The sequence below is a fragment of the Rhodanobacter ginsengisoli genome, from assembly GCF_042657065.1.
Lineage (GTDB): Bacteria > Pseudomonadota > Gammaproteobacteria > Xanthomonadales > Rhodanobacteraceae > Rhodanobacter > Rhodanobacter ginsengisoli.
This window is the reverse complement of sequence record NZ_JBHSNF010000001.1, coordinates 1,583,385-1,603,786: the sequence shown is the minus strand read 5'-3', so window position 1 is coordinate 1,603,786 and position 20,402 is coordinate 1,583,385. Positions and strand designations below refer to the sequence as shown.

The following is a 20,402-nucleotide window of genomic DNA, read 5'->3' as shown; positions in this document are numbered from 1 at the left end:
CCGCCCTTCGACTCAACGCACCCGGTCACACGCACGACAATTTCCGCATCCTCGCTACAATCGCTCGACCACCACGGGGACGGAACGCCATGACCGACATCCTGATCGGCCGCAACGACAGCACGAGCGTCAGCCTGGACCCGCACTACGGCAACCGCCACGGCATGATCGCGGGCGCCACCGGCACCGGTAAATCGGTCTCGCTGATGGTGCTGGCCGAGGGCTTTTCGCGGCTCGGCGTGCCGTGCTTCCTGGCCGATGCCAAGGGTGACCTGGCCGGACTGGCGATGGCCGCCGGCGAACCTGGCGACAAGCTCAAGGCGCGCCTGGCCCGGCTGCAGCTCGGCGACTGGAAGGGCCAGGCCAACCCGGTCATCTTCTGGGACATCTACGGCAAGCTCGGCCACCCGGTGCGCGCCACCATCAGCGAGATGGGGCCGACCCTGCTCGGTCGCGTGCTGGAATTGAACGACACCCAGGAGGGTGTGCTGGAAGTCGTGTTCAAGGTCGCCGACGAGCAAGGGCTGCTGCTGCTCGACCTGGCCGACCTGCGCTCGTTGCTCTCGTTCGCCGCCGACAACGCCAGGGACATCTCCACCCGTTACGGCCTGATAAGCACGCAGAGCATCGCGGCGATCCAGCGTGCGCTGCTGAAGCTCGAGGGCGACGGCGCCGACCAGTTTTTCGGCGAGCCGGCACTGGAGCTCGCCGACCTGATGCGCCAGGACATGAGCGGGCGCGGCATCATCAACGTGCTGGCTGCCGACCGGCTGATCATGAAGCCGCGGCTGTATTCCACCTTCCTGCTGTGGCTGCTGTCCGAGCTGTTCGAGCAACTGCCCGAAGTGGGCGACCTGGACCAGCCGAAGATGGTGTTCTTCTTCGACGAGGCGCACCTGCTGTTCGACGATGCCTCGCCGGCGCTGCTGCAGCGGGTCGAGCAGGTGGTGCGGTTGATCCGTTCCAAGGGCGTGGGTGTGTATTTCTGCTCGCAGAATCCGGATGACGTGCCGGGCGTGATCCTCGGTCAGCTCGGCAACCGCATCCAGCATGCCCTGCGCGCGTTCACCCCGCGCGACCAGAAGGCGGTCAGGGCGGCGGCGGAAACCTTCGTGACCAATCCAGGACTCGATGTCACCGAAGCGATCACCCGGCTCGCGGTGGGCGAAGCGCTGGCCTCGACCCTCGCCAACGGTGGTGTGCCCACGCCGGTGCAACAGGTGCTGGTGACCACGCCGTGCTGCCGCATCGGTGCGATCACCGAGGCCGAGCGCGCCACCATCCGCCAGCGCTCGCCGGTCGGCGCCCGGTACGACACCACGATCAATCGCGAATCGGCGGCCGAAATGCTGGCCAGGCGCGCCGACGACAAGGCCGCCGATGCCGCCAGAGTCGCCGCCGAAACTCCCGACAAGGGCACCGCGGCAGAATCAGGCTCCGCCTGGGGCGGCGCGGTGCATGACGCCCTGTTCGGCACCGGGCGGCGGCAGGGCATGGTCGAGACGATGGGCAAGCAGATGGTGCGCACCATGGGCAGCCAGCTCGGGCGGCAGATCCTGCGTGGCGTGCTGGGCGGGATCTTCGGCGGCAAGCGCTGAGCCGGTTCTGGCATGTCGAAAATCGAGCTGATCGATCCCCGCCAGCCGTTGTCCGGACAGCTGCTGGAAGCGCTGCGCTATCCATTCCGCGCCGCAGCCCTGCCCGCCCTTGCCGCGTTCACCCTGGCGCATTACCTGGGCTTGCTGCCGGTAGCCGGCTGGCTGCTGGAGCTGGTGATCTGGGCCGCCACCTACCTGTATGCGCTGGAATGCCTGCGCCACAGCGCCGACGGTTTCGCGCAGCCACCGGAGTTCGCCGAGCCGGGCCACGGCGGCTGGGCGCTGGTGGCGATCCTGCTGTGGTCCACCGTACTCACCCTGCTGGTGAAACTGAACTTCGGTGGCGGCGGCTGGCTGGTCACCGCGCTGATGGCGGTCAGCCTGCCGGCGATCGCGATGTCGCTGGCACTGGACGGCAGCGTGGCGCATGCCCTGAATCCACTGACCTGGCTGCAGGTGATGTCGCGCTTCGGCCTGCCCTACCTGCTGTTGATCGGCGTGCAGTTGCTGATCGCGCTGATCGTGGGCATGACGCAGCACGGCGCCGAGATCATCCTGCCGCGACTGCTCGCACTGCCGCTGTTCTACTTCGTGGCCAACTACGCCACCCTGTTCAACTTTCATCTGATGGGCGTGCTGATCCACCAGCGTCACGAGCAATTCGGGATGCAGCCGCAAGCCCGCGTACTGGCCACGCAGAACCATCAGGACGATGACCGGGATCTGCTCGACGAAGTGGAAGCCCTGGCGCGCGAGCAGCCGCGCGCGGCGCTCGACCTGCTGGTGCCGCGACTGCGCGACCGGGCCGCCCCGGCCTCGCTGCATCTCGCCTACCGCCGGCTGCTGAAGCAGCAGGGTCTGCGCGACGCCCTGCTGGTGCATGGCCAGATCTGGATCGCCGCGCTGATCGCCCAGGGTGAATCGCGCCGCGCGCTCGGCGTACTGCAGGAATGCATCGGGCTCGACGCCGATTTCCTACCGGACGATCCGCGCAGCTGCGGCGAGTTGGCCGACCTGGCTGCCCGGCTGGGCATGAGCCGGATGGCATTGCAACTCGGCCGCGGCTACCTCGCCCATTGGCCGCGCGATCCGCAGGCACCGCATTACGGACTGCTCAGCGCCCGCCTGCTGGGCGAACAACCGGAGCAACGCGCCGAAGCCATGCGCTTGCTGGGCCAGCTGGCATCGGCGTGGCCCGGGCATCCGCTGCAACCGGCGATGCAGGCCGCCGCACGGCAACTCGACGACAGCACCGTGCCACCTCGCTGATCCCCGCCTCGCAGCAGCGGCCCCGTGGGCCGCCATTGCGGCCTCGCCGATGGCAGGAGTAGCGTAGCGGCGTCATTCCCCGCTTCTGAAGAGTGTGCACCGCCCCACGGGGGAGCCCTGTCGGCACTCCCCTGCTGCCTGTCGGACCGGCATATCGGGCACTTCGGTGTCCAGGGAGAATCTCATGCATCGTTTACTCGGCACTTGCGTATTGCTCGGCCTTGCCATGGCGGCTCCGGCCGCCCTGTCCCAGAGCAATACGTCGGAAAAAGAACCTCGCGCGATGGTCTCGCTCTATCACGTCGCGCCCGGAAAGCACATGGCATTTCTCAAATGGATGGCCAGTCGCGACGCCGTCGACCAGCAACAGGGCCTGCCGCGGGCCCAGTGGTATGCGCATCTGGACGGCGATTCCTGGGACTACGTTGCCATCTCGCCGGTCCTGACGGATGCGCAACAGAAGAAGGAGGACGACGCCACCCGGGCCAAGGGCCTGGCGATCGGACCCAAGGCGTCGATCGAGTTCCGCGAGTTCATCGCCTCGCACACCGACACCATGACGGCGGGGCCGATGACCGTCAGCGAGATGCTGGACCATGTGAACGGTCCCTGATGGTTCCTGAGCTCGTGATCGGGGGCGGACGTCGACAGGCGCCCGCCCTTTTTCATGCACACGCGGTCCGATCGCAGGCATTAAGATTGCCCGTCAACACGATGGACAACGGATGCATACCGCATGACCCGCTGGCGACCGCCCGCCCCGCATTCGACCCCGATCATCACCCGCGAAGGCTTCGAACGGCTGAAGGCCGAACTCGACTACCTGTGGCACACCCTGCGCCCCGAAGTGGTCCGGGCGATCACCGCCGCCGCCGCCGAAGGCGACCGCTCGGAGAATGCCGAATACATCTACCGCAAGAAGCAGCTCGCCGAGATCGATCGCCGCGCCCGCTACCTGACCAAGCGCATTCCCTCGCTGAAGGTGGCCGAGGGCGCTCCGGGCGATCGTGGCCTGGTGTTCTTCGGTGCCCGCGTCGAGCTGGAGAACGTCGACACCGGCGAAATCCTGCATTACCGCATCGTCGGCCCCGACGAGACCGACGCGAAGCAGGGCTGGATCAGCATCGACTCGCCGATCGCCCGGGCGGTGCTGAAAAAGCGCATGGACGACGAGTTCAACGCCGAACTGCCGGGCGGCCCGGCGCAGTTCGCGGTGCTGGCGGTGAAGTACGACTGACCCCCGTGCTCTCTGGTCCGGCTCGCAGCGGGGCCCATGAGCGAATCAGGCACGCGGCATGCACTCGACGTCCTCGTTGTTTTCCAGCGCAACCTGCGCGACGGGGAAATCATGCCGACCCGGGTGGACTGTCTCGCGATGATCCCGGCTGGGGCGAATTGCGCCGTTTCCTTGCACCCGCTCCTGTTCCAGACGGCCGCGATCAATACCCGGCGGGCACGTAACCGAACCGCTGCATCTGTTCGCGGTGCCTCGCCACGACCCGTTGAACCTGCTCACGGGTCAGCAGCTCGCGCCACTCGTTGTGGCGACCTCGGCGGAAGAAACGCGCACCGGTGTCGGATGCCTCGATAAAGCCATGCTGCTTCTCCATCGCGGCGAGACTGCGGAAATCCGCGTGCCGGATTGCGCGCTCGATGCGCGCGCGATCCTGACCGGCGCTGACCAGTTTCGCGATCTTCACGAATGTCTTGACCGGCTTCTCGATCATGTCTTCGTAACGCACCACCAGCACGCGGTCGTGCCTGATGTCGGCCCAGCTCTGTGCGTGCATCGACCAGGAACCAAGAATCTGGCTGACAAACAACTCGTCGTTTGCGGTCGCCACGCTTTCGTTGCCAAGCCGCTCGATGGCGGCATCCGTGTCGATGCCAAAGTGATGGGTCATGCTGATCGCTACGTCGAGCGGATTGCGCACGACATAGATCGCTCCAGCCGTGACCTGCATGTTGTGCAGCGGGTGACCATCGAAGCTGCCCGCCATGTTGTGGGTCTTGACGAAGCGCGTTCCCGCGCTGCGCTCGGCAATGGCCGCGTGTACTGCGGGGCGCAGCGCGGCGATTTCGCTGATATCGAGACTGCTGCTTGGCCGACCGGCCAGCGCACCGAACAGATCCGGGTTCGCCTCGTCCTCCGCGTAGTTCGACAGCTCATCCAGGGGCACTGGATCGGCACGATTGGCGATGAAGTTGGCGAGGAATGCACGCAACCAGGTGTTGCCGGACTTCGGATATGAAGCGAGCCAGACGATGTTGCCCATGGTGCTTTCGTCAATGAATAGAAGGCCGTACATGCTAGCAGCCGCTACCCATGCAAAGGTACCCGGAGCCAGCACGCCGGATCAGCTCGATCGGCAAACCGCATCCGGTTGCATGCCGCCATTTGAAGCAGGACTCGAACGCGAGTACGGCAAGGCGTCCCTGCCGGATGGATCGCTGAACATGTGCCAGGCGCAGCAACAGCGCCTCCCGCCCTTGTCGTCGATTCCGGACATGACCATCGTGGCGATTGCCTGCGACCCGGATCGATGGGCACACTGCGCGCCCCAGTCACCATCGAAGCCGCCATGCCGACCCGCGACGCCTCTCCGCCGCTCCAGCTCTCGCCCATCGTCGCCGGCCTGTGGCGGCTGACCGAGTGGAATCTCGATGTGCCCGCCCGCGTGCGCTGGATCGAACAGGCGCTGGAGCTGGGCATCGGCAGCTTCGACCATGCGGATATCTACGGCGACTACCGCGCCGAGGTGCTGTTCGGCGAGGCACTGCAGGCGGCGCCGGCACTGCGTGCACGCATGCAGCTGGTGACCAAGTGCGGCATCCGGTTGCGCTCGGCGGAGCGGCCGTACCGCGTGAATCACTACGACACCTCGGCCGCCTATGTGCGCGCCCAGGTCGAGCAGTCACTGCGCAACCTGCACACCGAACAACTGGATCTGGTGCTGATCCACCGGCCCGACTACCTGATGGATGCCGGTGCGCTGGCGCAGACCTTCGCGGCGCTCAGCCGCGAGGGCAAGGTGGCGCATTGGGGCGTGTCCAACCACCGCGCCAGCCAGTTTGCCCTGCTGCACCAGCAGCATCCGCTGGTCACCCACCAGGTCGAGCTGTCCACGCTGATGATGGACGCGCTGGACGACGGCACGCTCGACCAGGCGCAGCAACTGGGCCTGCGCCCGATGATCTGGTCGCCGCTGGGCGGCGGCCGGCTGTTCCGAGACGATGACGCGCAAGCCGTGCGCGTGCGCCAGGCGATGCAACCGATCGCCGCGCGGCTCGGCATCGGCCTCGCCAGCCTGGCCTACGCCTGGATCCTGCGCCACCCTTCGCGACCGCACCCGATCACCGGCAGCGGCCGCATCGAAGGCCTGCGCGAAGCGGTCGCCACACTCGACGTCCGGCTGGAGGCCGAAGACTGGTACGCGATCTGGGTCGCCAGCAAGGGGCATGGCGTGCCCTGAGTTCCGACCGGCCCGCGCCCGGAACGGGCCTCAGCAAACCACCGCTGCGGGATACTGCCGCCCTTCCCGCCGCCGCTGGTAACACGGCGTGGTCAGATGAAAGGCCTCGCCGACGTTGTCGTCGTGCCAGCCAGGGATACCGGCCAGGGGCAGCGGGCGCAGTTCCAGCGGATCATTCAATAGGCGACCGCTGCGGATCGCCTCGACGCAGAGGCCCTGCACCGGCGCGATATCGGCCGTGCTCGACTGGAACACCAGCGCCTTGCCGACCGGCAACTTCCCCGGATTCAAGGCCAGTTCCAGCAGCGCATGCCCGAACAGCGACCACTGGATGCTGCCATCGAGCCAGGCCTGTCGGCGTTGCCAGAACAGGCCATGCCAGTCGTGCGCATCCCATAGCGCCAGCAGGGCCGGATCGCGCAGCAACACGATGACGCCGCCTTCGTCGAACTGGGTCAGCGCGTATTGCGGGCGCGAGCGTTGCTTGGGGCCCATGCGGGCGATCTCCGCGATCTGGCGCCGGTTCAGGGCCTGCTTGAGCGCGGGATGACGCAGCCAGACCAGCGCGTTGAGCAGGTCGTGCCAGTTGCCTTCGCGGGTGGCGATCCGGCCGTGTTCGGCGATGCGCTGCTCGTAGTGCAGGCCGTCGGCCAGCAGCGCGGGCGTCTGCGCCGCGAAGCGATGGATCGCCTGCGCCGGGAGGCAGGCATTGAGTTGCTCGATCGAGGGCCACGCCGCGCCTTCGAGCAGCGTGGCGTATTCGCGCCAGTCCGCCAGCGGCAGCCGACCGAACACCGCCGGGTCGACTGCCTCGCGCGACGGCGCGTGGTAGCGCATGGCTCAGCCGACGAGGCGTGCGTGCAGGTCGTGCTCGTCGGCGCTTTCCACCTCCACGTCGACGAACTGGCCCGGCCGGAGCTTCTGGCCGTCGGCGATCAGCACGGTGCCGTCGATCTCCGGCGCGTCGGCGGCGGAACGCGCCACCGCGCCATCGGCACCCGCCTCGTCGACCAGTACCCGGATGGTGCGGCCGATCTTGTGCTGCAGCTTGGCCGCGGAGATCTCCGCCTGCACCGCCATGAACTGTTCGAGACGGTCTTCCTTCAGTTCCTCGGACACCGGATCGGGGAGCTCGTTGGCCTTCGCGCCATCCACCGGCGAGTAGGCAAACGCACCCACGCGATCAAGCTTAGCCTCGCGCAGGAAGTCGAGCAGTTCCTCGAACTCGGCGTCGGTCTCGCCGGGGAAGCCGACGATGAAGGTGCTGCGGATGGTCAGGTCGGGCACCACCTTGCGCCAGTTGTTGATCCGCTCCAGCGTCTTGTCGATGTTGCCGGGGCGCTTCATCAGTTTCAGGATGCGCGGGCTGGCGTGCTGGAACGGGATGTCCAGGTACGGCAGCAGCTTGCCGGCCGCCATCAGCGGCATCAGCTCGTCCACGTGCGGGTACGGGTAGACGTAGTGCAGGCGTGTCCACGCATCGAGTTCGGACAGGCCCTCGCACAGCTCGGTCATGCGCGTGCGCCAGGTCCTGTCGCGCCACGGGCGCTCGGCGTACTTCACGTCGACGCCGTAGGCGCTGGTGTCCTGCGAGATCACCAGCAGCTCCTTCACCCCGCCCCTGACCAACCGCTCGGCCTCCAGCAGCACCTCGTCGACCGGGCGCGAGACCAGGTTGCCGCGCATCGAGGGGATGATGCAGAAGCTGCAGCGGTGATTGCAGCCTTCGGAAATCTTCAGATACGCATAGTGCTTCGGCGTGAGCTTCACGCCGGTGTCCGGCACGATGTCGATGAACTTGTTGCGCCTGGGCGGCAGCGCCGTATGCACCGCGCTCATCACGCTGGCGTAGTCCTGCGGACCGCTGATCGACAGCACCTCGGGATAGGCCTCGCGGATCAGTCCCTCGCGCTTGCCCAGGCAACCGGTGACGATCACCTTGCCGTTCTCGTTGAGCGCGGTGCCGATCGCGTCGAGCGACTCCTGCACCGCCGCGTCGATGAAGCCGCAGGTGTTCACCACCACCGCATCGGCGGCGCCGTAGCTGGGCACGATCTCGTAGCCCTCGACCTTGAGCTGGGTGAGGATGCGCTCCGAATCGACCAGCGCCTTGGGGCAGCCGAGGCTGACGAAACCGATCTTGTGTGCTGCCTGGGACATGGGTCTGGGTTACCGTGAAAACGTGCGCGGAAACAGCCGATTATACGTCAGCGCAGCGCCACTGCCGCTGGAGCTAACATCCAGGGCTTCGAACGCAACCGGGACACGCCATGGGCCAGCACATCAACCTTCCCACCAGCGGCACCCAGTGCATCGGGGCCTATCTCGCTCAACCCGCGGGCAAGCCGAAGGGCGGCCTGGTGGTGATCCAGGAGATCTTCGGTGTCAATGCACACATGCGCAGCGTGGTCGACCGCTTCGCCGGATACGGCTACACCGCGATCGCGCCGGCGTTCTTCGACCACCTGGAAACCGGGGTGGAACTGGGCTACGACGAGGCTGGCTACGCCAGGGGTCGGCAGCTGGTCGGCGAACTGGGGCTGGAGCGGGCGCTGGAAGATGTCGCCAGCGCGGCCGAGGCGATTGCCTCGGCCGGCAGGATCGGTACCGTCGGCTATTGCTGGGGCGGCACCGTGGCGCTGCTGGCCGCGCTGCGGCTGGGCCTGCCGTCGGTGAGCTACTACGGTGCGCGCAACCTGCCGTTCCTGCACGAGGCGCCGAAGGCACCGGTGATGTTCCATTTCGGCGAGAAGGATCAGCACATCACCCCGGAGATGGTGGCGAAACACCGCGAGGCGCTGCCGCAGATGGACGTGTTCACCTACCCCGCCGACCACGCGTTCAACCGCGACGGCAGCGCGCCCTACGACGAGGCCAGCGCGAAACTCGCGCTGCAGCGCACCCTCGCCTTCTTCGACAAGTACGTGGCCGGCCCATGAGCAGCGCGCCGTTCGTGCTCGATGCCCGGCTCGCCGCCGACACCCGGCCGGTCGCGCGACTGCCGCTGTGCGATCTGCGCCTGATGGACGACGCCCGCTATGCGTGGCTGGTGCTGGTGCCACGCCGCGACGGCCTGGTCGAGATCGCCGACCTGAGCGCCGACGAACAGGCCACGCTGTGGCAGGAAGTGAACCTCGCCGGCCGGGCACTACGCGCCGTGGCCCCGTGCGACAAACTCAATCTCGGCGCCCTGGGCAACATCGTGCGCCAGCTGCACGTGCATGTGGTGGCGCGTTGCGAGGGCGATCCCGCCTGGCCCGGCCCGGTCTGGGGCCATGGCGCCGCCCAGGCCTACGCCGAGGCGGCGCTGGACGAACGGCGCGAGGCACTGTGCCGGGCACTGGCTGCGGCTGCATGAGTCGATGACGGCCCTCGACATCGGGTTCGAGGCGATCGCCGAGGATGCGCTGCTGCTGCGCTTTGGGGAACGCATCGACATCGCGCTGAATGCCCGCGTGCAGGCTGCCGCCGCGTCGTTGCGGCAACAGCTGCCCCAACTGGAATGCGTGCCCGCCTATGCCAGCCTGCTGCTGCGCTTCGATCCGCTGGCCTGGCCCGATGCCGGGGCCGGCACGCCGCACCAGCAACTGCAGCAGGCCGTCGGCACGGTGCTGGAGATGGTCGGGACGGAGATCCGGGCCAGCCGCGAACAGCTCATCCCGGTCTGCTATGGCGGCGAGTACGGGCCGGATCTCGACGACGTCGCGCGCCATGCCGGGCTGGACATCGACGGCGTGATCGCCCGCCATACCGCCGCCGACTATGCGGTGGCGATGATCGGCTTCGCGCCGGGCTTTCCGTATCTGCTGGGGCTCGACCCCGCGCTGGCGATGCCGCGCCGGCATGACCCGCGCCAGCGCGTGCCGGCCGGCAGCGTGGCGATCGGCGGTGAACAGACCGGCATCTACCCCGCGCCACTGCCGGGCGGCTGGCAGCTGATCGGCCGTACACCGCTGCGCCTGTTCGACACCGCGGCCGAACCGCCCTCGTTGCTGGAAGCCGGCGACCGCGTCCGCTTCCGGGCGATCGGGCCGGATGAATTCCGGCGGCTCGAGCGGGAGCACGCACGATGAGCGTCAGCGTGCTCAAGCCGGGCCTGCTCAGCAGCCTGCAGGATCGCGGCCGGCGCGGACATGCCGCGATCGGCGTGGGCCGCGCCGGCGCCATGGATGGACCGGCCTGGCAACTGGCCAACGCGCTGGTCGGCAACCGCGGCGACGAGGCGACGATCGAATGCACCCTGCTCGGTCCGACCCTGCGTTTCGAGCGGGCCGCGTGGATTGCCCTGACCGGCGCGCCGATCGCGGCGCGGGTCGGCGACTTGTCCCTGCCACCCTGGACCACCTGTCATCTGCCCGCCGGCAGCGTGCTGCAGCTGGGCGGCATGCCGCTCGGCTGCCGCAGCTATCTGGCGGTCCGCGGCGGCTTCGCCGTGGCGCCGGTGCTGGGAAGCCGCAGCAGCGACCTGCATGCGGGACTCGGCCGCGCCCTGCGCGCAGGCGACGTGCTGGCACTGAGCGCGGAGATTCCGCTGCGCGTCCGGGGCGCCACCGAAGCTGTCGGCGTGCTGCCGTGGGGGCTGGATCCCCAGCCCTGGTTCGACTTCGGCCGGCAGCCCATCGCGCTGCTGCACGGCAGTCACTGGGCCTGGCTGGACGAAGCTTCCCGGCAGCACGTGCTGGGCGGCAGTTTCGCCATCAGCACGGACAGCAACCGCACCGCCAGCCGTCTGGACGGCCAGACGCTGCAGCTGCGCGAGCCGCTGGAACTGATCTCCGAAGCGGCCCTGCCCGGCACGATGCAGTTGCCGCCCTCCGGCCAGCCGATCGTGCTGATGGCCGAGGCGCCGGTCACCGGCGGCTATCCGCGCATCGGCCAGATAGCTGCGGTCGACCTGCCCCGATTGGCGCAACGCCGCCCCGGCGATACCGTATGCTTTCAATACAGCACGCTGGAACAGGCACTGGCCCGCCTGGCCGAACGCGAGCAGCGACTCGCGCGGCTGCGGCGCCACATCGCGCAACGACTGGAGCATCCCGAGTGAAGCCGCACGCATGAAACGCATCGACCTCAATTGCGACCTGGGCGAATCGTTCGGCGCCTGGCGCATGGGCGAGGATGCCGCGCTGCTGGCGCTGGTCAGTTCGGCCAACATCGCCTGCGGTTTCCATGCCGGCGACCCGGCGATCATGCAGCACACGGTGGCGCTGGCGGTGGCCCACGACGTGGCGATCGGCGCGCATGTCTCGCTGCCGGACCTGCAGGGCTTCGGCCGGCGCGAGATGAGCGTCAGTGCCGATGAGGTCCATGCGATGACGCTGTACCAGATCGGTGCGCTGCAGGCCTTTGTCCGCGCCGCCGGCGCGCGGCTGGCCCACGTCAAGCCGCACGGTGCGCTGTACAACATGGCCGCCCGCGACCGCACGCTGGCCGACGCAATCGCCCGCGCCGTGCACGCCTTCGACCCGCAGTTGCGGCTGTTCGGCCTGGTCGGCTCGGCACTGATCGATGCCGGCAAGGCGCTGGGCCTGCCAGTGGCGGCCGAGGCGTTCGCCGACCGGCGCTACCTCGCCGACGGCTCGCTGCAGCCGCGACGCGAGCCGGGCGCCGTGCTCGACGATGCCGACCTGGCCACCGCCCAGGCGATCGGCATCGCCCGCGACGGCACGGTGAAGGCGGCGAACGGCCAGCCGGTAACGCTGCACGCCGATACGCTGTGCCTGCATGGCGACGGCGCCCACGCGGTGTCGCTGGCGCGCCAGCTGCGCACCGCGCTCGAGTCCGCGGGCCTGCGCATCGCCGCGCCGGGCGCGGCATGATCCTCCTTCCATCCCTTTGCGCGAGGCGTGCATGAACTACTGGCCCCTGCTCGGCGTCGCGGTGATCGTGATCGGCTTCGCGTTGCGCTTCAATGCGGTGCCGGTCGTGGTGACCGCCGCCCTGGTCAGCGGGCTGCTGTCCGGCATGTCGCTGCCGGCCCTGCTGGCCCTGCTCGGCAAGAGTTTCGTGTCCAGCCGCATGCTGCTGCTGTTCGTGCTGACCCTGCCCGCGATCGGATTGCTGGAGCGGGCCGGCCTGCGCGAACACGCACAGCGCTGGATGGCGCGCATGCAGAACCTGACCCTGGCGCGCCTGCTGATCGGCTACCTGCTGCTGCGCCAGCTGCTGGCCACGGTGGGACTCACCGGCGTCGCCGGCCCTGCACAGACGGTGCGCCCGCTGCTGGCACCGATGGGCGAGGCGGCGGCCGAGAAGATCCTGCCCGGCCTCGACCAGGCCGACCGCGAGGAGTTGCGCGCGATCGCCGCGGCTACCGACAACGTAGGCCGCTTCTTCGGCGAGGACGTGTTCATCGCGCTGGGCGCGGTGTTGCTGATCCAGGGTTTCTACACCCAGCACGGCATCGACCTGAGCCCGCTGGCGATCGCCCTGTGGGCGCTGCCCACCGCGATCGCCGCGTTCGTGATCCAGTCGCTGCGGGTGTGGTTGTACCAGCGGCGGTTGCAGCGCCGCGCCGCCGCGCTGCGTATCGAAGAGGCGAACTGAGCATGCTGCGGATCGAATACGCCTACTGGCTGATCGCCGCGTTCCTGCTCTACACCGGGCTGCGCAACCTGCGCGACCGGCACGGCTGGCACGCCGCGTTCTGGCTGATGCTGGGGCTGCTGTTCGGGGGCGGGGACTACATCCTGAAGCAATCCGCGGCCGGCCACGCGCTGCCCGCGCAGCTCGCCGGCGGCGGCGTGATCGTGCTGGCGCTGCTGGCGCCGCGCCTGCACCGCAAACCGCACCCGGAAAGCAGCAGTGCCGAGCAACGGCTGCAGTCGGCGATCCGGCTGGGCCACTGGCTGTTCGTGCCGGCCCTGTTGATCCCTCTGGTGACCCTGCTGGTGGCGCTGTTCGGCACCTGGCTGGTGATCGACGGGCATGCGCTGTTCGCCACGCCGCAGATGACCCTGACCGGACTGGGGCTGGCCTGCGTGGTGGCGCTGTTCGCCGCCTCGCGTGTCGCACGCACGCCGATGCACGAGGGCGTGGCCGAAGGCCGGCGCCTGCTCGACGCGATCGGCTGGGCCGCGCTGTTGCCGCTGCTGCTGGCCGCGCTGGGCCAGGTGTTCACGCAGAGCGGCGTGGGCACGGCGATCGCCGCGATCGCCACCGCCTTCCTGCCCACCGGCAACGCCACGGCCGCCCTGCTGGCGTTCGCGCTGGGCATGGTGCTGTTCACCGTGATCATGGGCAACGCGTTCGCCGCGTTTCCGGTGATGATGGCCGGCATCGGCCTGCCGCTGCTGATCCGCCAACATGGCGCGGATCCGGCGATCCTCGGCTCGATGGGCATGCTGTGCGGCTACTGCGGCACGCTGGTCACGCCGATGGCGGCGGACTTCAACCTGGTGCCCGCCGCGCTGCTGGAACTGCGCAATCCCTACGGGGTGATCCGCGCCCAGGCCTGGAGCGCCCTGTGGATCTTCGGCAGCACCGTGCTGTTGATGTGGTTGCTGGTATTCCGTTGAACCATCGATCGAGGCAAGCATGAGCCCATCCCTTCCGCGCATCCTTCTGACCGGGTTCGATCCGTTCGGCGGCGAGCCGATCAACCCTTCGTGGGAAGCCGTGCGCGCACTGCATGGCAAGCGCATCGGCGGCCATCTGGTGGTGGCGCGCCAGCTGCCGACCGAGTTCGCCGCCTCGCTGCGGCTGCTCAAGGCGGCGGAGCGCGAAGTGCGGCCGGCGATCCTGCTTGGCGTGGGCCAGGCGGGCGGACGCCAGCAGCTGTCACTGGAACGGGTCGCCATCAATGTGCAGGATGCGCGCATCCCGGACAATGCCGGTGCCCAGCCGATCGACGAGCCGGTGATCGCCGATGGCCCGGCGGCCTATTTCAGCACGCTGCCGATCAAGGCGATGCTCGCGGCGCTGCATGCCGCGGGCGTGCCGGCGGAGATATCCCAGAGTGCCGGCACCTACGTCTGCAACCACATCGCCTACGCGATGCTGCACCTGGCTGCGAAACGACGTGGCGTGCGGGCCGGCTTCATCCACATCCCGTATCTGCCGCTGCAGGCCGCGCGGCTGCGCGGCGCCGCCAGCATGGCGCAGGCCGAGGTGGAGCGTGGGTTGACGATCGCCCTGCGCACGGCGGCAAGGACGACCACCGACCGCAAGTTTGGCGCGGGCACCCTCGACTGATCCTCGTTCGGCGGACCCGGCTTGCGCCGTCCCCGGGTCTCCCATACGAAAAAGCCCGCGAACGGTTCGCGGGCTTTTCGATGTCTGTCCGGCATGCCGGAACGCAGTCAGCCGCCCTGGCTGTGATCCCGGACCGGAGGCGTCGGGGCTGAGCGAAGCTCATGATGGTCCTCGAGCTGGCGCGCCTTGATGTCGACCGGATTGATCTCGGTCAGCGTGCCCCTGTCGTCGTAGTAACCGCGGAACCCGTAGTCGAGCACCATCCGCGCCATGTACTGCAGATGCTGTTTGCGGATCTTCGAGTCGTCGCTGGGCTCCAGCAACACCGTCTTGGGCAACTTGCCCTGATCTTTCAGGTAGGCGAAATGGCTGCCGGTATCGATGGCGGAAAGCACCGCGCCGTCGACCAGGAACTGACCATCCTTGTACGCCTTGATGACTACGTCGAACTGTCCCTTCATCGAGGCCGTGCTGACCTCGCCCTTGGTTCCGCCAAGGTGACACCCAGCCAGCACCAGCAGGCTGCCCAGCATGATCGCAGCCGTGGCGCGTTTCAGCAGTGTGGAAAATCGGATCATGCATGTCTCCTGGATATCAATCGGACGAATCGGATGAAGTGTAACTCCACGCCGGGCAAACGCGGTGCATTCGCGTACGGCGTTCAGCGGCGGTCTCAGGTTCGCGGCAGGGTGACGCCCTGCTGGCCCTGGTACTTGCCGCCACGATCCTTGTAGCTGGTCTCGCATTCCTCGTCGGACTCGAGGAAAAGCATCTGCGCCACGCCTTCGTTGGCGTAGATTTTTGCGGGCAGCGGCGTGGTGTTGGAAAACTCCAGCGTCACGTGGCCCTCCCATTCCGGCTCCAGCGGCGTCACGTTGACGATGATGCCGCAGCGGGCATAAGTGCTCTTGCCCAGGCAGATCGTCAGCACCTTGCGCGGAATGCGGAAAAATTCGACGGTGCGCGCCAGCGCGAACGAATTCGGCGGAATGATGCACACGTCCGCCTCGACATCGACGAAGCTGGACGGATCGAACGCCTTCGGATCGACGATGGTCGAGTTGATGTTGGTGAAGATCTTGAACTCGCGCGCGCAACGCACGTCGTAGCCGTAACTGGAGGTGCCGTACGACACCAGCTTCTGGCCGTCGCGCAACTTGACCTGACCGGCCTCGAACGGCTCGATCATGCCGTGTTCCTGCGCCATGCGGCGGATCCACTTGTCGGGTTTGATGCTCACGCGATCTCCAGTCTCGAATCGGAACGGGGCCAGTCGATCGGCCCGGCCAAAGATGCGCAAAATACCACGGTACGGCCATCGCGCCCGCGATCGCCGCGCGGATCAGTCGCCGGCGAGCGTTCCGGCCAGTACCGCCAGGACATCGCGCAACTCGTCGCAGCGCGCCGGGTCGGCCAGGATCGTGCCGACCTCGCAGCCGGCACCCGGCAACGGTACGGTCGCCGAGGCCACCAGCCGTGCGGCCATCGTGAGCAGGATCTCGCGCAGGGCTGCCTGCGCATGAAACGAGCCACGGGCGGATGCGTTCAGCAGCGCCACCGGCTTGCCCGGGAACTCCAGGCTGCCGACCAGCCAGTCGAGCAGATTCTTGAAGGCGCCAGGCACGCCATGGGCGTACTCGGGACAGGCGATCAGCAGCGCATCGCTGGCGCCGACTGCCTCACGCAGGGCGGCGACCGCGGCCGGCAGCGGCTCGATTTCGTCATCGGGATTGAACAACGGCAGCGTGTCCAGCCCGGCATACAGCTGCAGCTCGAGGTCGGCGGGCGCCAGTTGTCGGGCCGCCTGCAGCAACGCCGTATTGGCGGAAGCCCGCCGCAAGCTGCCCGACAGGCAAAGGACGCGCCGCGGCGTCATGCAGCCGGCGTGCCCTGCACCACGATCTTGCCCAGCCCCAGCGACTTGTTGCGCGGCTGGCGCGACAGCCGCCCGGCCGCGTTGCGGGCGATCTCGCGGTAGCGCGCCGCGAGATCCGACTCCGGCATCGCCACCACGGTCGGCGTGCCGCCATCGGCCTGTTCGCGGATGCGGATGTCCAGCGGCAACGAGCCCAGGTACGGCACGCCGTACTGCGTGGCCATCCGCTCGCCACCGCCTTCGCCGAAGATGTGTTCCTCGTGGCCGCAGTTCGAGCAGACGTGGGTGGCCATGTTCTCGACGATGCCCAGCACCGGCACCTCGACCTTCTCGAACATCTTCAGCGCCTTGCGGGCATCCAGCAGGGCTATGTCCTGCGGCGTGGTGACGATCACCGCGCCGGCCACCGGCACCTTCTGCGACAGGGTCAGCTGGATGTCGCCGGTACCCGGCGGCAGGTCGACGATCAGGTAGTCCAACTGCTCCCAGCGCGTGTCGGTGAGCAGTTGCATCATCGCCTGGGTGACCATCGGACCACGCCAGATCATCGGCGTGTCCTCCTCCACCAGGAAGCCGATCGACATCACCGACAGGCCGTGCGCCTGCATCGGGATGATGCTCTTGCCGTCCGGCGACTGCGGCTTGCCACTGACACCCAGCATGCGCGGCTGGCTGGGGCCGTAGATGTCGGCGTCGAGCACGCCGACCTTCGCCCCTTCGGCCTGCAGCGCCAGCGCCAGGTTCGCCGACACGGTGGATTTGCCCACGCCGCCCTTGCCCGACGCCACCACGATGATGTTCTTCACGTTCGGCAGCGGTCCCAGCGCACCCTGCACCTTGTGCACGTGGACCCGGCTGGTGATCGAGACCGCGGCGGACTCGATCGCCGGATCGGCCTCCAGTGCCTGGCGCACCTGCCCGGTCAGGCGCTCGATGGCACCGGCCGCCGGATACCCCAGTTGCAGGTCCACCGAAACTTTCTCGCCGTCCACGCCGATCGCGCGCACGGCCTCGGCCAGCGGGGCACCGGTGTGGGTATCGGTCAGGTCGCCAAGAATGTGGCGGACCAGGGCTTCATTCGCCTGTGTCATGTCGGCTCGGGAGGATGATTGGAACGCCCATTATGCCAGCCGGCCGAAGCCCGCTGGCTGACCCAGATCAGCGCACCGGCCCGGCTGCGCACGCCGCTGAACCCCCGGCCCCGGGTTTGCGCAATGCAGCTTGACGCGTACCGAAATCCTCGCCAGTCTGCAAACCATACGCTTTCGTACGGGAGTAATACTCAATGAAGCATGCTTTTCGTTTCGCCATGGCCGCCAGCCTGCTGCTCGCTGCCGGCACCGCCCTCGCGGCCAATGACACCCCGGTCGGCAACTGGAAGACCATCGACGACGAGACCGGCCAGGCCAAGTCGATCGTGCAGATCACCGACAACAACGGCGAACTGCAGGCACACATCGTGAAACTGCTGAACCGCAGCCCGGAAGACATCGCCCGCGACGGCGTGGTCGCGCTGTGCAAGAAGTGCGATGGCGAGCGCAAGGACAAGCCGGTCGAAGGCATGAACATCATGTGGGGCGTGCACAAGGACGACGACGTCTGGGACGGCGGCAAGATCCTCGACCCGAAGAGTGGCAAGGTCTACAAGGTCAAGCTGTCGATGCGGGACGGTGGCGAGAAGCTCAACGTGCGCGGCTTCATCGGCTTCTCCTGGATCGGTCGCTCGCAGGTGTGGGAACGGCAACCCTGATCGGCATCCCGTCCACGAACTGAAAGCGCGCTTCGGCGCGCTTTTTCGTTGCGTGGACGCGTCGAACGCCTGGCGGGAGATTTGGACGGCCATGCCATAATGCGCAGTCCAATCGGAGTGCCTGCCCCCCATGAGTCGTCGTCTGCTCGTCACCAACGCCCTGCCCTATGCCAATGGCCCGCTGCACATGGGGCATCTGCTGGGCTATATCCAGGCCGATATCTGGGTGCGCGCGCAACGCATGATGGGCAACCAGGTGGCCTATGTCTGCGCCGACGATGCCCATGGCACGCCGATCATGCTGGCGGCGGAAAAGGCCGGCATGACACCGGAGGCTTACATCGAGGGCATCCGCCGGGGCCATGAGGCGGATTTCAAGGCGTTCGGTGTCGAATTCGACTGGTACCACACCACCCATTCGGACGAGAACCGCGAGCTGGCCTCGCTGATCTACACGCGCCTGCGCGACGGCGGCAGCATTGCCCGACGCAGCATCAAGCAGCTGTTCGATCCGGAAAAGCAGATGTTCCTGCCGGATCGCTACATCAAGGGTGTGTGCCCGAACTGCGGCACGGCGGACCAGTACGGCGACAACTGCGAACACTGCGGCGCCACCTACGCGCCGACCGACCTGATCAACCCATACTCGGTGATGTCCGGTGCCACCCCGGTACTGCGCGATTCGGAGCACTACTTCTTCGAGCTGAGCAAGTTCGAGCCGCTGCTGCGCGACTGGTTCGCGGGCAAGTACAGCGGCGGCAAGCCGGTGGCCAACAGCGGCGTGGCGGCCAAGCTGCGCGAATGGCTGGACGGCGGCCTGAAGGACTGGGACATCTCGCGCGACGCGCCCTACTTCGGCTTCCCGATCCCCGACGCCCCGGGTAAGTTCTTCTACGTCTGGCTGGACGCACCGGTCGGCTACCTGGCCAGCTTCAAGGCGCTGTGCGAGCAGCCCGGCTCGTCGCTGAAGTTCGACGACTACCTCGGCGCCGACAGCACGGCCGAGATGCATCACTTCATCGGCAAGGACATCATCAACTTCCACGGCCTGTTCTGGCCCGCGATGCTGCACGGCGCGGGTTTCCGCACGCCGACCGCGCTGCACGTCAACGGCTACCTCACCGTGAACGGCGCCAAGATGTCCAAGTCGCGCGGCACCTTCATCCAGGCGCGCACCTACCTGGACGCCGGCATCCATCCGGAATTCCTGCGCTACTACTTCGCCACCATGCTCAGCGATGCGCCGGTCGACGTGGATCTCGACCTCAAGGCCTTCGAGGAACGGGTCAACTCGCACCTGGTCGGCAAGTGGGTAAACATCGCCAGCCGTACCGCGGGCTTCGTGCAGAAATTCTTCGACGGCAAGCTGGCCGAACGTTTCGGCGACGAGGAGACCGTGCTGTGGCAGACCCTGCTGTCGCACTACGACGGCGTCGACGCGCTGTACGACAGTGGCGAGTTCGCCGAGGTCACCCGCCGCTTCGTCACCATCGCCGACCTGGTCAATGGCTACATCGCGGCCAGGGCGCCATGGGTGATCGCCAGGGACGAAAGCCGCCGCGATGAGTTGCAGCAAGTCTGCACCCTGGCACTGAACGCATTCCGCCTGCTGGCCGGCCTGCTCAAGCCAGTGCTGCCCGCCACCGTGGCGGCCGCCGAAGCGTTTCTGGCGGCCCCCATCACCAGCTTCGACGACGCCCGCCGTGAGCTTCCCGGTCACGTGGTCAGTACGTTCGAGCCGCTGCTCGGCCGCATCGACCCCAAGCTTGTCGAAGCCATGGTCGAGTCATCGAAAGAATCGCTCGGCGGCATGGAGACTGTGTCCACACCGACACCCGCAAAGAAACCCAAGGAATCCGGCAAGCCCATGAGCGAGAACGCCCCCGCCACCACCGAAGCCGCCACCATCGGCATCGACGACTTCGCCAAACTCGACCTGCGCATCGGCAAGGTCACCGCCTGTGAATTGGTGGAGGGCTCGGACAAGCTGCTGCGCTTCGAGCTGGACGGCGGCCCACTGGGCACCCGGCAGATCTTCTCGGGCATCCGCGCCGCCTATGGCGAGCCGGAGAAGCTGGTCGGCCGCAACGTGGTGTTCATCGCCAACCTCGCCCCGCGCAAGATGCGCTTCGGCCTGTCCGAAGGCATGATCCTCTCGGCCGGCGACGGCGGCAGCGACCTGTTCCTGCTCGATGCCGATCAGGGCGCGAAACCGGGCGCCAGCGTCCGCTGATCAGGAGGCC

At 67.6% G+C, this 20,402-nt stretch carries 22 protein-coding genes; 15 read left to right on the top strand and 7 right to left on the bottom strand.

Annotation, left to right across the window (positions count from 1 at the left end; genetic code table 11):
- Positions 1–89: 89 nt before the first annotated feature.
- The 4 genes from ACFPPA_RS07375 (at position 90) to greB (ending at position 4,104) form a co-directional block, all read left to right on the top strand.
- Entirely contained in the window at positions 90–1,598 is a 1,509-nt protein-coding gene (locus ACFPPA_RS07375; protein WP_377318760.1) for a helicase HerA-like domain-containing protein, read from the top strand.
- A gap of 12 nt (positions 1,599–1,610) precedes the next feature.
- Positions 1,611–2,867: a hypothetical protein gene (locus ACFPPA_RS07370; RefSeq protein ID WP_377318758.1), complete on the top strand. Its 1,257-nt coding sequence runs from the start codon at positions 1,611–1,613 to the stop codon at positions 2,865–2,867.
- Between the two features lie 319 nt (positions 2,868–3,186).
- Complete coding sequence (locus ACFPPA_RS07365) at positions 3,187–3,480, top strand: hypothetical protein (RefSeq protein WP_377318756.1); 294 nt, start codon at positions 3,187–3,189, stop codon at positions 3,478–3,480.
- Positions 3,481–3,603: 123 nt separating this feature from the next.
- Positions 3,604–4,104 (top strand): transcription elongation factor GreB, encoded by a 501-nt coding sequence (gene greB, locus ACFPPA_RS07360; protein ID WP_377318754.1) that lies wholly within the window; start codon positions 3,604–3,606, stop codon positions 4,102–4,104.
- Positions 4,105–4,306: 202 nt separating this feature from the next.
- On the opposite strand, the gene ACFPPA_RS07355 is transcribed toward greB, so the two are convergent.
- Entirely contained in the window at positions 4,307–5,143 is an 837-nt protein-coding gene (locus ACFPPA_RS07355; protein ID WP_377318752.1) for a sulfotransferase domain-containing protein, read from the bottom strand.
- Positions 5,144–5,449: 306 nt separating this feature from the next.
- Here ACFPPA_RS07355 and ACFPPA_RS07350 point away from each other — a divergent pair, with 306 nt between their 5' ends.
- On the top strand, positions 5,450–6,340 hold the full coding sequence (locus ACFPPA_RS07350) for an aldo/keto reductase (RefSeq protein ID WP_377318750.1): 891 nt from the start codon (positions 5,450–5,452) through the stop codon (positions 6,338–6,340).
- 30 nt (positions 6,341–6,370) lie between these two features.
- Here ACFPPA_RS07350 and ACFPPA_RS07345 read toward each other — a convergent pair whose 3' ends face one another.
- The gene (locus tag ACFPPA_RS07345) at positions 6,371–7,177 is read right to left on the bottom strand and encodes a DUF3025 domain-containing protein (protein ID WP_377318748.1); all 807 of its coding nucleotides are present in this window, start codon (positions 7,175–7,177) and stop codon (positions 6,371–6,373) included.
- 3 nt (positions 7,178–7,180) lie between these two features.
- Positions 7,181–8,500 carry a 30S ribosomal protein S12 methylthiotransferase RimO gene (gene rimO / locus ACFPPA_RS07340; protein WP_377318746.1) on the bottom strand — a complete coding sequence of 440 codons (1,320 nt, stop codon included), beginning with the start codon at positions 8,498–8,500 and terminating at the stop codon, positions 7,181–7,183.
- A gap of 110 nt (positions 8,501–8,610) precedes the next feature.
- Here rimO and ACFPPA_RS07335 point away from each other — a divergent pair, with 110 nt between their 5' ends.
- Genes ACFPPA_RS07335 through pcp form a run of 8 tightly spaced genes read left to right on the top strand, consistent with a single transcriptional unit; the run spans position 8,611 to position 14,533 of the window.
- Positions 8,611–9,279, top strand: coding sequence for a dienelactone hydrolase family protein (locus ACFPPA_RS07335; RefSeq protein WP_377318744.1), 669 nt, complete (start codon positions 8,611–8,613; stop codon positions 9,277–9,279).
- Positions 9,276–9,698 (top strand): HIT domain-containing protein, encoded by a 423-nt coding sequence (locus tag ACFPPA_RS07330; RefSeq protein ID WP_377318742.1) that lies wholly within the window; start codon positions 9,276–9,278, stop codon positions 9,696–9,698. Before ACFPPA_RS07335 ends, ACFPPA_RS07330 begins: the two co-directional genes overlap by 4 nt.
- Before the next feature lie 4 nt (positions 9,699–9,702).
- Positions 9,703–10,413, top strand: coding sequence for a 5-oxoprolinase subunit PxpB (gene pxpB / locus ACFPPA_RS07325; RefSeq protein ID WP_377318740.1), 711 nt, complete (start codon positions 9,703–9,705; stop codon positions 10,411–10,413).
- Positions 10,410–11,384, top strand: coding sequence for a 5-oxoprolinase subunit C family protein (locus ACFPPA_RS07320; protein WP_377318738.1), 975 nt, complete (start codon positions 10,410–10,412; stop codon positions 11,382–11,384). Before pxpB ends, ACFPPA_RS07320 begins: the two co-directional genes overlap by 4 nt.
- Positions 11,385–11,394: 10 nt before the next feature.
- Positions 11,395–12,159, top strand: coding sequence for a LamB/YcsF family protein (locus tag ACFPPA_RS07315; protein WP_377318736.1), 765 nt, complete (start codon positions 11,395–11,397; stop codon positions 12,157–12,159).
- A 31-nt stretch (positions 12,160–12,190) separates the two neighbouring features.
- Positions 12,191–12,886 carry a DUF969 domain-containing protein gene (locus ACFPPA_RS07310; protein ID WP_377318734.1) on the top strand — a complete coding sequence of 232 codons (696 nt, stop codon included), beginning with the start codon at positions 12,191–12,193 and terminating at the stop codon, positions 12,884–12,886.
- Between the two features lie 2 nt (positions 12,887–12,888).
- Complete coding sequence (locus tag ACFPPA_RS07305) at positions 12,889–13,857, top strand: 5-oxoproline transporter, DUF979 family subunit (protein WP_377318732.1); 969 nt, start codon at positions 12,889–12,891, stop codon at positions 13,855–13,857.
- 19 nt (positions 13,858–13,876) lie between these two features.
- Positions 13,877–14,533 carry a pyroglutamyl-peptidase I gene (gene pcp / locus ACFPPA_RS07300; RefSeq protein WP_377318730.1) on the top strand — a complete coding sequence of 219 codons (657 nt, stop codon included), beginning with the start codon at positions 13,877–13,879 and terminating at the stop codon, positions 14,531–14,533.
- Positions 14,534–14,640: 107 nt separating this feature from the next.
- Here the strand turns inward: pcp and ACFPPA_RS07295 are convergent, their stop codons facing one another.
- The 4 genes from ACFPPA_RS07295 to apbC form a co-directional block, all read right to left on the bottom strand.
- Positions 14,641–15,111: a hypothetical protein gene (locus ACFPPA_RS07295; protein WP_377318728.1), complete on the bottom strand. Its 471-nt coding sequence runs from the start codon at positions 15,109–15,111 to the stop codon at positions 14,641–14,643.
- A gap of 95 nt (positions 15,112–15,206) precedes the next feature.
- Entirely contained in the window at positions 15,207–15,773 is a 567-nt protein-coding gene (gene dcd / locus ACFPPA_RS07290) for a dCTP deaminase (RefSeq protein WP_377318726.1), read from the bottom strand.
- A 102-nt stretch (positions 15,774–15,875) separates the two neighbouring features.
- Complete coding sequence (locus ACFPPA_RS07285; protein WP_377318724.1) at positions 15,876–16,409, bottom strand: NADPH-dependent FMN reductase; 534 nt, start codon at positions 16,407–16,409, stop codon at positions 15,876–15,878.
- Positions 16,406–17,500 (bottom strand): iron-sulfur cluster carrier protein ApbC, encoded by a 1,095-nt coding sequence (apbC, locus tag ACFPPA_RS07280; RefSeq protein ID WP_377318722.1) that lies wholly within the window; start codon positions 17,498–17,500, stop codon positions 16,406–16,408. Before apbC ends, ACFPPA_RS07285 begins: the two co-directional genes overlap by 4 nt.
- Positions 17,501–17,694: 194 nt before the next feature.
- On the opposite strand from apbC, the gene ACFPPA_RS07275 reads away from it, so the two are divergent.
- Positions 17,695–18,159 (top strand): DUF2147 domain-containing protein, encoded by a 465-nt coding sequence (locus ACFPPA_RS07275; protein WP_377318720.1) that lies wholly within the window; start codon positions 17,695–17,697, stop codon positions 18,157–18,159.
- Between the two features lie 130 nt (positions 18,160–18,289).
- Entirely contained in the window at positions 18,290–20,392 is a 2,103-nt protein-coding gene (metG, locus tag ACFPPA_RS07270; RefSeq protein WP_377318718.1) for a methionine--tRNA ligase, read from the top strand.
- Positions 20,393–20,402 lie beyond the last annotated feature (10 nt).